The sequence below is a fragment of the Phormidium tenue FACHB-1052 genome, assembly GCF_014696675.1.
GTDB lineage: Bacteria > Cyanobacteriota > Cyanobacteriia > Phormidesmidales > Phormidesmidaceae > Nodosilinea > Nodosilinea tenuis_A.
Map to the genome: position 1 here is coordinate 57,451 of NZ_JACJQN010000003.1, position 13,496 is coordinate 70,946.

Genomic DNA, 13,496 nt, shown 5'->3' on the forward strand with positions numbered 1-13,496 from the left:
GGAACTGAGGCATTGCCAATTCTTAGGATGAATCTGTCGAAAGCTTAGCGCCTGTAGGGTTTCATCAGTCCGTTCATCTTTATAATCAACTTTCTTTTTGCGTTTTTTGGCTGTGTCCGTGGTGTTTAACCCCAGGGCGCTAAGCTTTGGGAGAGCCGAGCGGCCCGAGCAGCAAAAACGGCCAGGGCAGTTCTAGATCGGGCACTAGCCCCGCATAGGGCCGCAGCCCCGGCACCGCGTAGGGCAGCACAAACCGTAGCGACCTGAGCGATGCTGGCCGATTGCCCTCGGCATCAACTGCGCCATACTCTCTGGCTAGTTCGGCGACAATCTGCACCTGCCCAGTGCGGCGCAGCAGGTGGCGATCGCTGGCCAGTGCCGCAATCACCCGACCAGTGAGCAGCGGCGTTTCCCAGTTGTAGCGATCGGGTGGAGAGCTATCTTCCCCAGTGCCAGAGGGTTGCCCGTTCCCTAACCCCATCTCAGCGGCAAACTGGGTCATCAGCTCAGTGCCGACAATGCCCGGCCAAATCGAGAGCGAGGTCACCTGGTGGGGTTTGAGTTCTACCGCCATGTCTGCGGCCAGGCGATCGCAGGCTGCCTTGCCCACGCCGTAGGGCACCCCAAAAATATAAGACAGCCCGCCCCACGACGACAGGGTGCAGATTAGCCCCCGTCGCTGCGGCACCATCAAGCGAGCGGCATAGACGCTGGCCAAATAGTGACTCCGCAGCCCTACGGCATTGCACGCATCCCAAAACTCGGTGGGTTCGGCTTCCCAAAAGGGCTTGCCGTAGGCGGCCTTGAGCGCTGACACCCCAGCGTAGGCGTTGTTCACCAGCAGATCGAGTCGGCCATTTTGGTCGGTTTGGATGCGATCGAAGAGGGCCTTGACCTGATCGTCGTCGCTGTGATCGACCTGTACCGGCACAGCCGTTCCGCCCGCCTGGTTCACCGCCGCCGCCGTTTCCTCCAGCGACCCCATCGAGTCGGCTGAGGCAGTAAGGGTGCGCCCGGTAATATAAACTATGGCCCCAGCTTCTCCTAGGCCAGTCGCAATGCCCTTACCTAGCCCCCTAGTGGCCCCGGTCACCACCGCAATCTGTCCGTCCAGCCGTGCCATAAATATCTCCTAGTTAACCTGACGGGTCACCCTCAAGCCAGCAGTAGCCCAATGGCACCAAGCCCACCCAACGTAACGATGAGTAAGCGATCGGGCCAATAGCTTTGTTCTAACAGCTCCGATGCCATTGGGTTAAGCCCCTAACGAATCTCAGCATCGCAACAGTTACTTATTTAGACAGAAGCCTTAGTCCTTCTAATTAGATAGCCTAGGGCCATACATGGCGCCGGTCATAAAACGTCGCCCTCTCTACCCAACCGTAAAACTATGTTTGTTAAAGACACTCAAGATCAAACGCTCATTAAAGTGCTCGATGTCACTGATCTAATTAATCCGCAGAACAACGAAATCCAGGGGCGACAGCAGGCGGGTGAGGAAGAACAGCCCCCCCAAGCTTACGAAAAATCGCGCCTTCAGTTTCCCTCGGGCGAAGCCCTACCCGAGTGCTGGACTAATCCAGACTATAAACTGCAACAGAGGCCAACTCCTCAGTAAGGCTCAACTTCTTACTCTGAGCGCAGGACACGGGCATTTTCTCATAGCCTCCTATCCCCCCACGACAGTCGCCCGTAGGCTGTTCCGTAGTGACCTTTACTGCCCGACCTATGCACCGTATTGAGCACAGCAAAACTACTCTCCGGGGCGTTTTGGCCGTCTGTATGGTAGTGGCCGGGGTTTTACATTTTGTCCAGTCCGACCCATTTATTCGCATTGTGCCGGACTTTTTGCCCGCCCCGGCTGCCCTGGTTTATATCAGCGGTGTGATAGAAATCATGCTGGGCATTGGCCTGCTGGTGCCGACTCTGCACCAAATCTCGGCTTGGGGGCTGGTTGCACTGTTTATTGCGGTGTTTCCGGCCAATCTCAACATGGCCATCAATCACATTCAAATCGATGGCATTCCCAACACCTGGTGGTTTCAGGCGATTCGACTGCCGTTTCAGCTGGTGCTGATCGCCTGGGCCTACTGGTATACTCGCCCAGAGCTGCCGCAAGCATCCCAATAGTTAAATATTGCGGGTACCTACGGCGATCGCGGGTAGGGTTAGAGCCTTCCTAAAAACCCAGACTGGTACTGTTTGGATTGTGATGGTGTATAAAACAGAGGGGTGACGCCGGTTGGCTGCGATCGCAACCTCAGCTAAAACGTTCACTCCCCAAATTTGCCCTAGACGCAGTGCCAAACCTTTGCGCGGCCAGCAGCGACGGCATCTTCAACGTCCGAATCATGTTTGGGATCACCATGCAAACTCGTCGAAGGCAACCTTCTAATGACTGGACTAAAGGCTCAAAGGGCGTAATCAGTTTTTTTGTGCTCTTTTTAGCTTTGGGCTTTTTGCTGTACCAGCTCGCTTCTAGCGTGCTGTTTGCCATAAATTATTCCTCTGGCGCTGGTGCCCGTAGCTTTGCAGCAGCGCTGTTTCCGCTCACAGTTTTAATTTATTTAGGCTTTATTGCACGAATTCAAATCCCCACTCGGGAGAGCCGTGCTCCTATTATTAACAGTTTTATCGTCTTCCTGTTGTGGACGATGCTGGTGCTCGGTGTTGATATTAACAACGAAACCGCTTACTTCCCAATTGAAGAATTGCTCTACTCCTTGACTCTGGCCGCCATGCTCTGGCGCTACAAATATCGGGGCCAGTTTAAAGCGTTGATCGCCTGTTGCTATGGCGTTTTGGCTGGAACAATGGCAGCCGTGATTGTATTTGGTATCAACCCTGCCGCTATGTAGGGTCTGAGAGGATGCTTGAAACGTCCTATTTCTTGTAGCAAAAATGGCAGTCTCTCTAGTCCCCCTAAAAGAGGGACTAGGGAGGATCGGCAGGTGATTAAAACCACAGCAAATCACGTTTCAAACACCCGCTGAGAGGAAGAGGGCTACTTAAACACCTTCTTAAAACTGACGGCGGGAGAAAATTAGGATCGACACGGCCAGCAGTAGTGCTGTATAAAGCAGGCCGTAGAGGGCATGGCCAAAAAGCTCTGGCGCGGTGGGCAGTAGATCCATGCCGTAGGCGGCGGCGTTGCGCAGGTTGAGGCGTTCTAGGTCGGGCAGCACCAGATATAGGACACTGGTAAGCTGCTGCACCGCTGGGGTTTCGCTGAGTTTGCCAAAGGCCACCAGATCCTGGCTCAGGTGACCCATCAGATACACCGCAAAGGTGAGCATGGTGGCTAGTAGCGAACTGGTAAATACGCCAAATAGGATGGCTACAGCCACCAGCAGCGCCGCCTCTAGGATAGTAAAGAGCAGCGCTAGCACCAGGCTGCCCAGGGAGAAGGGCACGCCGCTGGTGGCCAGCACCAGCACAAAAATGGCTCCGAGGGCGGCAATCAGCACCGCCAGCACCGCCGTCAGACCCAAATGCTTGCCCACGATAAACTCGGCTCGACTGACGGGCTTGGCAATCAGCACCAACACCGTGCGCTTCTCAATTTCTTTGTTGATCAGGCCGGTGCCAACAAAGACAGCCACGACTACGCTCAGCAGATGAATGCCCGCCAGGCCCAGATCCATCAGGATTTTGTCTTCGGCACCGGCGGAGATGTCAGGCAGCAGCACCCGCGCGATCACCAGCAGCAGGGCAAACAGGGCCACCAGGTACAGAATGCGATCGCGAATTACCTCCAAAAATACGGTGCGGGCAATGACCCCTACCCGCGATAACACCATTGGCTTAACCACTTCCGTACCTCTTAAAATTAGCCTTGCTGTTGTGTGCCCCTAGGATGCCCAGCCTGGCGCGGCGTTTGTAAGTCGCAGGTGAGGGTAGACCACTGGGTGGTGGCATACCCCGGCGCGGTGGTTTCGGTATCTGCCAGGCCACCTCGGTTGATGGGCATCAGCAGGCAGGTTTTTTCTAGGTAGTAGCCACTTGGGTTGGCGGCTGGCCCCGACCAAATCGCCCACAGTTTGAGGGTGTAGCCATCGCCGTTAGACAGGGGCTGAAAGTCGAGCTGCCACAGCGAATCTTCTAGGTCAGCGTCGCGACCCGTCTGGGATTGCACCCGCTGTTGCAAAGCCTGGCGCTGGCCTTCGAGGTTGAGCAGCCACCGCTCTACCGAGGGCCAGGGCTTGTTGTCGATCTGCTCCCGCAGCATTTCTTCGGCCATGGTGAGGTGGGTGACCCCGGCGGGCAGCGCCACCTCCTGCCCCGGAAAGCGGTAGACAAAGGCGCTGTGGTCAACGCTGTCAGCCACCAGGCTAGGATAGTCGCGCACCCAGGATTGAATGCGAAAGTAAAACTGGAACCAGCTGCTAAACAGCAGGCTGAGGCAAAACAGCAGCGCCAACTGCTGGCGTACCATCGGCGGTGGTGCTTTTAGGTCAAAGTCCCAGCTCACCAGGCTGGGCACCGCAATCACCGCAAAGGATACCAGAGGCCAGGATACTAGAGCGGGCTGGAGCCACCGCCCGCCCCAGGAACCAAACAAAAAGAGGCATAGAATGGCCCCTGACACCCAGGGAGCCACGGGAATGCCAAAAAGTCTCGCTTTGTTAGCCTCTAAGGCCCAACCCACCCCCAGGGCCAGGCAAATCCAGCTGATGGTGGCCAGCAGCCCTACGGTAAAGGGGGTGGCGGCCAAGAGGCGCGCCAGCAGTGACACGAGCCACGAAAACAAGCTCATGTAGATGACGGTCTGCCAGGAAAAGTAGCGCGGCGGCAGCACCGCTTGCCACAGTTCAATCAGGGTTTGACGCAAAAAGCCGAAGAAGCCTACCATCCCAGCACCCCGCTTTGGTTGATCAGCAGCAGCAGCACCAAGATGGCGGTAAAGCTAGCGGCGTTGGCCTGGAGCATGGCCAATGCCCGAGGCGAAGTGCCGCCTTGGCGTCCTTCAATCTGGGCTCGCCTGGCCCGTTCGTAGCGCTGGCGGCGATCGCCTTCGATCGCCTCGGGGGTGTGTTCTACGGGCTTTTGGCCGAGTAGCTGTAGCAGCCAGAGCAGCCCCTGGAGCTTGATCCAATAGGTGACGAAGAAGGCGGCGATCGCCACCATTACCACCACCACCGGCAGCGCATCGTGCCAGTTATTGGCGTAAAACCGGTTGAACAGCACATAGCTAATCACCTGGCTGCGCAGCTCTAGGGGCAGCACCGCCTCAAGGGCCAGAAACGCGATCCAGCCCAAGCTGGTGGCCAGCAGGTTGAGGGTGGCAGCATACTGCATACTGGTGCGGTAGCCCAGGCGCAGCTGCTGGCGCAGCACCATGGCTTCTAGCACAATGGCCACCATGAGCAGCATGCTTTGCACGGCGATCGCCCGCAGCGGCAAAACGCCAAGTTCTGATAGCAAGTCGTTGATGGGCATGGGGCGCTGAGGGTGGGTCGCAAATCTCGACCCCTGATGGGGGGTTCCCGGTGCACTCTCAAGGGTATAACCTCGGCCCGGCTTTCGCTAAGATCTTAAGATCGGGCCGCTCAAGAATACGCACACCTAGTACGCAATCCGCAACATCTATGGTTAGAACCGGCATTGGCATCCGCACCGCCCAGCAGGGCAACGAGCGGCTCACGGGGCAAATTCACGTCTACGACGGCGAGGGCAAGGGCAAGTCGCAGGTGGCGTTGGGGGTAGTGCTACGCTCCATTGGCCTGGGCATTCAACATTTTTTAGAAAGCCGGGTGCTGCTGCTGCGGTTTCTTAAGGGGCCGGGCCGCACCTATGACGAAGATGCCGCCATTGAAGCGCTCCAGCGGGGCTTTCCCCACCTAATTGACCAGGTGCGCACCGGGCGGGCGGAGTTTTTTGGGCCGGAGGAGATCACCAAATTTGACCGGCAAGAGGCCCAGCGGGGCTGGGATGTGGCCAAAGGGGCGATCGCCTCAGGCCTCTACTCGGTGGTGGTGCTCGACGAAATCAACCCGGTGCTCGACCTGGGGCTGCTCAACGTCGATGAAGTAGCCAAAACCCTACGCAACAAGCCCGACCACCTAGAGATCATTGCCACCGGGCGCGGTGCCCCCCAACCGTTGCTCGACGTGGCCAACTTGCACTCCGAGATGAAACCCCAGCCCAAACCCGAGGGCATCGAGGGCATTGAGGGCATCGAAATCTATACCGGCTCGGGCAAGGGCAAATCGACCAGCGCCCTGGGCAAGGCTCTCCAGGCCATTGGGCGGGGCATTAGCCAAGATCTTTCCCACCGGGTGCTGATTATTCAGTGGCTAAAAGGGGGCAATGGTTATACCGAAGATGCGGCGATCGCGGCCCTGCGCAAAATTTATCCCAACCTGGTGGATCACCAGCGCTGTGGCCGCGATGCGATCGTCTGGCGCGGGCAGCAACAAGAGATTGACTATGTGGAAGCCGAAAGGGGGTGGGAGATCGCTCGGACGGCGATCGCCTCAGGCCTCTACAAAACCATCATCCTCGACGAGCTGAACCCTACGGTTGATCTAGAGCTGCTGCCCGAGGAGCCAATTCTCCAAGCTCTGCTGCGTAAACCTCGCGGGACGGAGGTAATTATCACCGGACGCTGCAAAAATCGCCCCGCCTATTTTGAATTGGCCAGCACCCACTCGGAGGTGTTTAACCACAAGCACTACGCCGAAAAAGGCATTGACCTAAAGCGCGGGGTCGATTTTTAAAGCGCGTTACTTTCGTCAAAACTTAAGTAAAAAACCAGAACAGAGATTCACAATTTCAGACATAAACACCAATCGAAGTTGTAACTTCGATTGGTGTTTTTCATTCTAAGGGTTCGTCAAACTTCACTTTGTAAGTTGTGTAATGCAACCCCAGAACCGATCGATTTGCTCTAAAAGAGTGAGCCGCTTCTACTCAACCCAGTTGCGGCTGCGATGGGCGGCTAAACGCTCCTCGTAGGAGCGAAGTAGGCCATGATTGTCTTCATCACTTAGCCCATAAAAGCCCGTTTCTTGGTCGTAAATGCTGGCGTCATGGCGAAGACTGCTGGGATAGGTTTCTGTAGTCGTGCGCGTAGGAGCCGCGATCGGCCCCATGCGCCGCAGATCTCCAGCCACAGCATCGGCAGGGGTAGCCGTGGCGCTAGCCATATTGCCCAGAGGCGGCATCTGGCGCAAATCGCCCGCCCGAGAGTCGTTTTGTGCCTCAGCAGGGATGTAATTGTGGCCCAAAAACTGACGACTAGAACGGCCTTGGGCAATGGGTTGATAAATTCCTCGGACGCGCTCTTCGTAATGCTCGTCGACCACCATGTCGCTGTCGTATTCGGGCAGGTGCTCAACTTGGGGTTTGGTCAAGCCATCGACGTAAACGCGGGTGTTGTCGTAGTCAAACCGGGCTAGGCCGATGGGCAACAGTACAGTTTTCCCAAAAATCCATGGGCCAGTGTCAATCACTAAATAGCGAAAATGTCCCGAATCATCTACTAACAAATCTTTAGCAGAACCTACTTTGTCTTCGCCTTGAGCATAGACAGAATAGGAACTTATGCTATCCATCTGCCCGTCAGCTAAAGTCTCACGGTAGTTAGGGTAGTAATCTTTCAGTCGATGCAAAGGCATAATTAAGCCTCCTTCAGTTTGTCTTACCTAAAAATTACCGAAACTATACGACTTCTCCATCACCCAACAGAGGGACGGGCTTGACCTCAGAAGGCATACATTAATGGTGTGGGTTAGACACAGGCCATGATGCAGACTGAACCAACGATTTCAACGGACGTGGTACTGGTGGGGGGTGGCCACACCCACGCTCTGGTGCTGCGGCGATGGGGTATGGCCCCTATCCCTGGGGTGCGGCTGACGCTGCTGAGCGACCTGGTCGATACGCCCTACTCGGGCATGTTGCCCAGCTATGTAGCCGGGCGTTATAGCTTTGACGAGGCTCACATTGACCTGCGTCCGCTGACGCACTTTGCCCAGTGTCGCCTGGTGGTCGATCGCGCCGTGGGGCTTGACTTGGCCCAGCAGCGCGTGCTGTGCGCCAACCATCCACCCCTGGCCTACGATGTGCTGTCTATCGATACGGGCAGCACCCCGGCGACGCTATCGGTGCCGGGGGCGGCGGAGTATGCGATCGCCGCCAAACCCGTACCCGCTCTGCTGCACCAGTGGCAACAGCTGGTTGACAGTGTTGCAACGAATCCTCAAAAACCGCTCACCTTGGCAGTGGTCGGTGGCGGCGTAGGGGGGGTGGAGCTGGCGATCGGCATCCATGAACGACTGGTAGGGCTGCTTGAGGGGCTGGGTCAACCCACAAACACCCTGACGCTGCACCTGTTCCACCGAGGCAAAGAACTGGCCACCGAGCGCAATCGCTGGACGCGCCGCCGGTTGGAGCGGGTGCTGCGCGATCGCGGCATTCACCTGCACCTCAACGAAGATGTGACCGAGATATGCCTCGACGAATCCACCAGGCAACGCATCGTAAGAGGCTCGTCAGGGCTGGAAGTGGAGTGCGATCGCATCTTCTGGGTCACTAGCGCCGCCGCCCCCGACTGGCTGAAAACTTCGGGACTATCCCTCACTGACGAAGGCTTTATCCAGGTAGGCGATACCCTGCAAACCCTATCCCACCCCAACGTGTTTGCCGCCGGGGATGTGGCGACAATGGTACATCACCCCCGCCCCAAGGCCGGAGTGTTTGCGGTGCGCCAGGGGCCACCTCTAACCGACAACCTGCGCCGCTTTGTGCAGGGTCAGCCGCTCAAACCCTTTCGCCCCCAGCGCCAGTTTCTCAGCTTGATCGAGACGGGGAATGGTAGGGCGATCGCCGATCGCGGCCCCTTTGCGATCGAGTACCCCCTGGCCCACCGCTGGAAAGACCACATCGATCGCAAATTCATGTCCCGCTTCTGCAATCTACCCGTGGGGCAAATGTCTCCCTCTCACTCCCCTACCCCCTCACCCCTTCACCCCCTCACCCCCCAACCCCACTGCGCAGGCTGTGGCTCCAAAGTCGGCAGCACCGCCCTATCCGAGGCTCTCCGCCGGGTGCGCCAAGACTTCCCTGAAGTCTCCAGCGACGCCGTCTTGATTGGCCTAGATGCTCCGGACGATGCCGCCGTAGTTACCGTGCCGCCGGGACAGGTCATGGTGCAGACCGTCGACTACTTCACCGCGCTGATAAATGACCCGTTTATCTTTGCCCAGATCTGCCTTAAGCACTGCCTAGGCGATCTCTATGCCATGGGTGCTCAGCCCCACACGGTGCTGGCCCTGGTGCAGGTGCCCTACGCCACCCCCGCCAAGCAGGCTGAAATGCTCTACCAAATATTGGCGGGCACCTTCAAAGGCCTACTGGCCGCCAATGCGCCGCTGGTGGGCGGCCACACCACCGTTGGCCCTCAGCTAGCCCTTGGCTTCGCCTGCAACGGCATTGCAAATCCAGCCAAACTGTTACACAAAGGGGGAATGCAGCCAGGTGATGCTCTGATTCTCACTCAGCCCTTGGGGAGTGGGACGTTGTTTGCCGCCGATATGCAGGGCAGGGCTAAGGGACGATGGATTGAGGAAGCGATCGCCCACTTGCTCACCCCCAACCAGGCTGCCGCTGAGATCTTTTGCACCCACGGAGCCACTGCCTGCACCGATGTCACTGGCTTTGGCCTCGCCGGGCACCTGCTCGAAATGGTGCGGGCCGCCAACGTCACCGCCACCCTCGCGATGGATGCCCTGCCCGTGCTGACCGGTGCCGCCGATACCTTGAGCGCAGGCTTCCTCAGCACTCTTCACCCCCAAAATCTTCAGGCCGCAGCATCGATCGATCCCGCTGGAGCAGACCATCCCCTCTATCCTCTGCTGTTTGACCCTCAAACCGCTGGCGGGCTGCTGGCTGCCGTACCAGCGGACGCTGCCCAGCGTTGCCTAGATGCTCTCCACCGCCGAGGCTACAGCGCTGCGATCCAAGTTGGTGAGGTCGGGTCTGCCCCTGATAGTGACTGGGCAATTTACACGGTTGCCGCCTTGTAGGCCGCCCAGCCGCCATGAGTCGAGATATCGGGCCAGCCGTACTCGTCAATCAAGTCTTTGGGATAGAGAAAGGCGATCGCCGTGCCCCCATCCCCCAACTGCACCGCGTGGGGGTACATGTGCGGTGGTTCGTTGTCCTTTAAGTACTCATACTGCTCCGGCGTCATCGCGTACAGCTCGCCGGGAATCGAAATCCCCCCTGTCTCGACCTCATAAATACCGGGGTGCCAGCCGTCTTTTACCGCGTGCAGCCGATAGATGGGGGCCGTTGCCGCCGCTCCGAGAAAGTCTGCATCCTGGAGATTTTGATTATCGGGCTGGCCGCGCAGGGCCGAGCCACAGATGAAGACCGTAATCTTTTCGGGTTTGTCAGTCATGGCGAGCGTTCCAGTGCCAGAGATAGCGTGAAAAGGTTCTCAAGCTATCACCTTAGAGGATCACGCTACCCCCGACACAGTTTTGTGTATACAGTCCACCACCGCCCAACTAAACCAGTCGGCCACTGGGCTCTAGCAGCGCCAGCGTAAAGGTCGGCGGCTCAATCACCAGCAGGGTTTCATCGCCGCGACGGGCTAGTTTAGCGGCAATATCGAGCACCTTTGCCGCATCGGTATCTTGCTTAAAGAAGCTGTAGTAGCGATCGTTATGGGCAAGCGCCATCAGCGGTTTAGTCACGTCAGGCACCTGCAACCGACAGGTCTGATAGGTGGTTTCGTCGGTCACCACCAGGCAGGACTGGGGCCCAAACACGGGGCGAATAGTATAGCCCGGCTTTCTAGCTGGGGCGGCGTAGACAGCCGCAGGCTCATGGGCCCACACGGCATAGCCCTGCCGGGTTTGCGTAATTGCCGCCGTATGGTCTCGCTTCCCTAGGCGAGCCACGACATTTAACGCCTTGTGAGCCTCAGGCACAATCTTGAGAAAACTGTAAAACTGGTTGTCGACGTAGATCGCCGACAGCCGATGGTCGACATCGGGCACCCGAACGTGGCAGGGGGTATACAGATCGCGGTCAAACAGCAGCTTACAGGCCATGGCCGGGGCGGGGGCCAGGGAAACCTGATCGAGGCGAGGGGAAACGCTCATAGGGCAGTAGAGGTTGCAGTGGGTGGGGCCGTTACTGGAGATTATCCCAGTAACACAGTAGGTTACTCAACAGCATGGGGGATGGTCAGTATTTTCCCAATGTTGAAATAACGGAGGTTTTGCTGATCTAGAAGAGCATCGGCAGGGGAGAATACGGAGGCTTTTTGCAGTTTGCAACAAACTGCAACACAAATCGGCGGTGTGGCGGTGGCGCGATCGCGCGTCAGGGCAGAATACTTCACCGTTGGTAAGCCATACCGGGCTAGGGTTTGGCAATTCCTGATATGGTGAAGGACTGAACCCTTGCCCCTTCTGAGTACGTTGACCACGCCATGATGGCCACAGTAGATTCCCCAATTCCGGTTGTATTTCCCCTGGCGGCGGTGGTCGAGCAGGGGGCGATCAAAATGGCCCTGCTGCTGGCGGCGGTAGACCCCAACCTGGGCGGGGTGGTGATTGCCGGGCGGCGTGGCACCGCCAAATCGGTGATGGCGCGGGCGCTGCACCAGCTGTTGCCCCCCATTGAGGTAGTCGAGGGCTCCTGCTGCAACGCCGACCCGGCCAACCCGCAACTATGGGATGACCAAACCCGCGATCGCTTCGGCGATTTGCATGAGTATCCCGATCTGCCCACCCGCGTCGTGCCCGCTCCCTTTGTGCAAATTCCGCTGGGGGTGACCGAAGATCGGCTGCTGGGTTCGGTGGATGTGGCCCGCTCCATCCAGGCGGGGGAGAGCGTGTTTCAGCCGGGGCTGCTGGCCGCCTCTAACCGGGGCGTGCTCTATGTCGATGACATCAACCTGCTCGATGACCAGGTGGCTAACCTGCTGCTGGCTGCCCTCACCGCCCGCCGCAACCAGATCGAGCGCGAGGGCCTGAGCTTTCAGCATCCCTGCGAGCCCTTACTGATCGCCACCTACAACCCCGAGGCGGGGCCACTGCGGCAGCATTTGTTAGACCGGATTGCGATCGCCCTGTCGGCAGACAGCGCTATGGCCCTAGAAGACCGGGTGGCTGCCGTCGAGCAATCCACCCAGTTCGCCAACGATCCCCAGGCGGTGATTGCCGCCTACGCCGACGAGATCGATGCCCTCAGAACCCAGATTATTCTGGCCCGCGAGTGGCTCAAAGAAGTCACCATCAGCCGGGAGCAGATTCAGTACCTGGTGACCGAGGCGCTGCGGGGCGGCATTCAGGGCCACCGGGCCGAGCTGTTTGCAGTGCGGGTGGCCAAGGCCCATGCCGCCCTAGAGGGGCGCGCCGAGGTCAACGCCGACGACCTACGGGTGGCGGTGGAGCTGGTGATCGTGCCCCGCTCCCTACTGCCGCAAGACATGCCCGAGGAGCCACCGCCGCCCCCACCCCCGCCGCCCTCCAATCAGGATCAAGAGGAGCCTCAGGACAACACGGAAGATCAAGACAAGGACGACGACGACGAGGACGATACCCCCGACGAGGACGACAGCCCCCCCAGCATTCCGGAGGAGTTTGTCTTTGACCCCGAGGGCGTGATCATTGACCCCTCCATGCTGCTGTTTGCCCAGACCATGGGCCGCCAGGGCAAGTCAGGCAATGCCAACCTGATTTTTTCTGAAGAACGAGGCCGCTATATCAAACCCTTTCTGCCCCAGGGTCCGGTGCGCCGCATTGCGGTCGATGCCACCCTGCGGGCCGCCGCCCCCTACCAAAAGGCCCGTCGCGATCGCGAGCCCGGTCGCCGAGTCATCGTCGAACAGGGAGATATTCGCGCCAAGCGACTGGCCCGCAAGGCCGGTTCACTGATTATTTTTGTGGTCGATGCTTCGGGTTCAATGGCGCTAAACCGCATGCAGAGCGCCAAGGGGGCAGTGCTAGAGCTGCTGACCGAAGCCTACCAAAACCGCGATCAGGTGGCGCTAATTCCCTTTCGGGGCGAGCAGGCCGAGGTGCTGCTGCCGCCCACCCGCTCGATCGCCATGGCGCGGCGGCGGCTAGAGCGCATGCCCTGCGGCGGCGGCTCGCCGCTGGCCCACGGCCTCACCCAGGCGGTGCGGGTGGGCATCAACGCCCAGCAGTCGGGGGATGTGGGCAGCGTGGTGATTGTGGCGATTACCGATGGTCGGGGCAACGTGCCGCTGTCGCGCTCTCTGGGCGACCTTCCCGACCCCGATGCCCCCAAGCCCGACATCAAGCAAGAGCTGCTGGAGATTGCCGGGCGCATTCGCGGCGTGGGGTATCAACTGCTGATCATTGACACCGAGCGCAAGTTTGTCTCGACGGGGTTTGGTAAAGAGTTGGCTAAGACCGCTGGGGGCCGCTACTACCAACTGCCCAAAGCCACCGATCAGGCCATTGCTTCTATGGCTCGGGGCGCGATCGCCGATATGAAGACTGGGTAAACCG

Annotated in this window: 13 protein-coding genes; 6 read left to right on the top strand and 7 right to left on the bottom strand. The window is 58.6% G+C overall.

Going from position 1 to position 13,496, the window contains the following annotated elements; all coding sequences use genetic code 11:
- Positions 1-139: 139 nt before the first annotated feature.
- Positions 140-1,123: an SDR family NAD(P)-dependent oxidoreductase gene (locus H6G07_RS06280; RefSeq protein WP_073607539.1), complete on the bottom strand. Its 984-nt coding sequence runs from the start codon at positions 1,121-1,123 to the stop codon at positions 140-142.
- A gap of 267 nt (positions 1,124-1,390) precedes the next feature.
- Here H6G07_RS06280 and H6G07_RS06285 point away from each other — a divergent pair, with 267 nt between their 5' ends.
- The 3 genes from H6G07_RS06285 to H6G07_RS06295 all read left to right on the top strand — a co-directional run bounded on the left by H6G07_RS06285 (position 1,391) and on the right by H6G07_RS06295 (position 2,858).
- Positions 1,391-1,618, top strand: coding sequence for an acetyltransferase (locus H6G07_RS06285; protein ID WP_073607540.1), 228 nt, complete (start codon positions 1,391-1,393; stop codon positions 1,616-1,618).
- Positions 1,619-1,728: 110 nt separating this feature from the next.
- On the top strand, positions 1,729-2,130 hold the full coding sequence (locus tag H6G07_RS06290) for a DoxX family protein (protein ID WP_073607541.1): 402 nt from the start codon (positions 1,729-1,731) through the stop codon (positions 2,128-2,130).
- A 236-nt stretch (positions 2,131-2,366) separates the two neighbouring features.
- Entirely contained in the window at positions 2,367-2,858 is a 492-nt protein-coding gene (locus tag H6G07_RS06295; protein WP_139296954.1) for a hypothetical protein, read from the top strand.
- Positions 2,859-3,020: 162 nt separating this feature from the next.
- Here the strand turns inward: H6G07_RS06295 and H6G07_RS06300 are convergent, their stop codons facing one another.
- Genes H6G07_RS06300 through fraC form a run of 3 tightly spaced genes read right to left on the bottom strand, consistent with a single transcriptional unit; the run spans position 3,021 to position 5,439 of the window.
- Positions 3,021-3,800 (bottom strand): ABC transporter permease, encoded by a 780-nt coding sequence (locus H6G07_RS06300; protein WP_073607543.1) that lies wholly within the window; start codon positions 3,798-3,800, stop codon positions 3,021-3,023.
- Positions 3,801-3,829: 29 nt separating this feature from the next.
- Positions 3,830-4,852 carry a DUF5357 family protein gene (locus H6G07_RS06305; RefSeq protein ID WP_073607544.1) on the bottom strand — a complete coding sequence of 341 codons (1,023 nt, stop codon included), beginning with the start codon at positions 4,850-4,852 and terminating at the stop codon, positions 3,830-3,832.
- The gene (fraC, locus tag H6G07_RS06310; RefSeq protein WP_073607545.1) at positions 4,846-5,439 is read right to left on the bottom strand and encodes a filament integrity protein FraC; all 594 of its coding nucleotides are present in this window, start codon (positions 5,437-5,439) and stop codon (positions 4,846-4,848) included. The genes H6G07_RS06305 and fraC overlap by 7 nt, the downstream gene beginning before the upstream one ends.
- Positions 5,440-5,588: 149 nt before the next feature.
- On the opposite strand from fraC, the gene H6G07_RS06315 reads away from it, so the two are divergent.
- Positions 5,589-6,719 carry a cob(I)yrinic acid a,c-diamide adenosyltransferase gene (locus H6G07_RS06315; protein ID WP_073607546.1) on the top strand — a complete coding sequence of 377 codons (1,131 nt, stop codon included), beginning with the start codon at positions 5,589-5,591 and terminating at the stop codon, positions 6,717-6,719.
- Between the two features lie 189 nt (positions 6,720-6,908).
- On the opposite strand, the gene H6G07_RS06320 is transcribed toward H6G07_RS06315, so the two are convergent.
- On the bottom strand, positions 6,909-7,619 hold the full coding sequence (locus H6G07_RS06320) for a PRC-barrel domain-containing protein (protein WP_073607547.1): 711 nt from the start codon (positions 7,617-7,619) through the stop codon (positions 6,909-6,911).
- A gap of 126 nt (positions 7,620-7,745) precedes the next feature.
- On the opposite strand from H6G07_RS06320, the gene H6G07_RS06325 reads away from it, so the two are divergent.
- Positions 7,746-10,028: a slr1591 family oxidoreductase gene (locus tag H6G07_RS06325; RefSeq protein WP_073607548.1), complete on the top strand. Its 2,283-nt coding sequence runs from the start codon at positions 7,746-7,748 to the stop codon at positions 10,026-10,028.
- Here H6G07_RS06325 and H6G07_RS06330 read toward each other — a convergent pair.
- Positions 10,007-10,405 (bottom strand): allophanate hydrolase-related protein, encoded by a 399-nt coding sequence (locus H6G07_RS06330; protein WP_073607549.1) that lies wholly within the window; start codon positions 10,403-10,405, stop codon positions 10,007-10,009. The two genes, H6G07_RS06325 and H6G07_RS06330, sit on opposite strands and share 22 nt — an antisense overlap.
- Positions 10,406-10,514: 109 nt before the next feature.
- Positions 10,515-11,114, bottom strand: a complete 600-nt coding sequence (locus H6G07_RS06335; RefSeq protein WP_073607550.1) for a hypothetical protein — start codon at positions 11,112-11,114, stop codon at positions 10,515-10,517.
- 332 nt (positions 11,115-11,446) lie between these two features.
- Between H6G07_RS06335 and bchD the strand changes: the two genes are divergently transcribed.
- On the top strand, positions 11,447-13,492 hold the full coding sequence (gene bchD, locus H6G07_RS06340) for a magnesium chelatase ATPase subunit D (RefSeq protein WP_073607551.1): 2,046 nt from the start codon (positions 11,447-11,449) through the stop codon (positions 13,490-13,492).
- Positions 13,493-13,496: the final 4 nt, after the last annotated feature.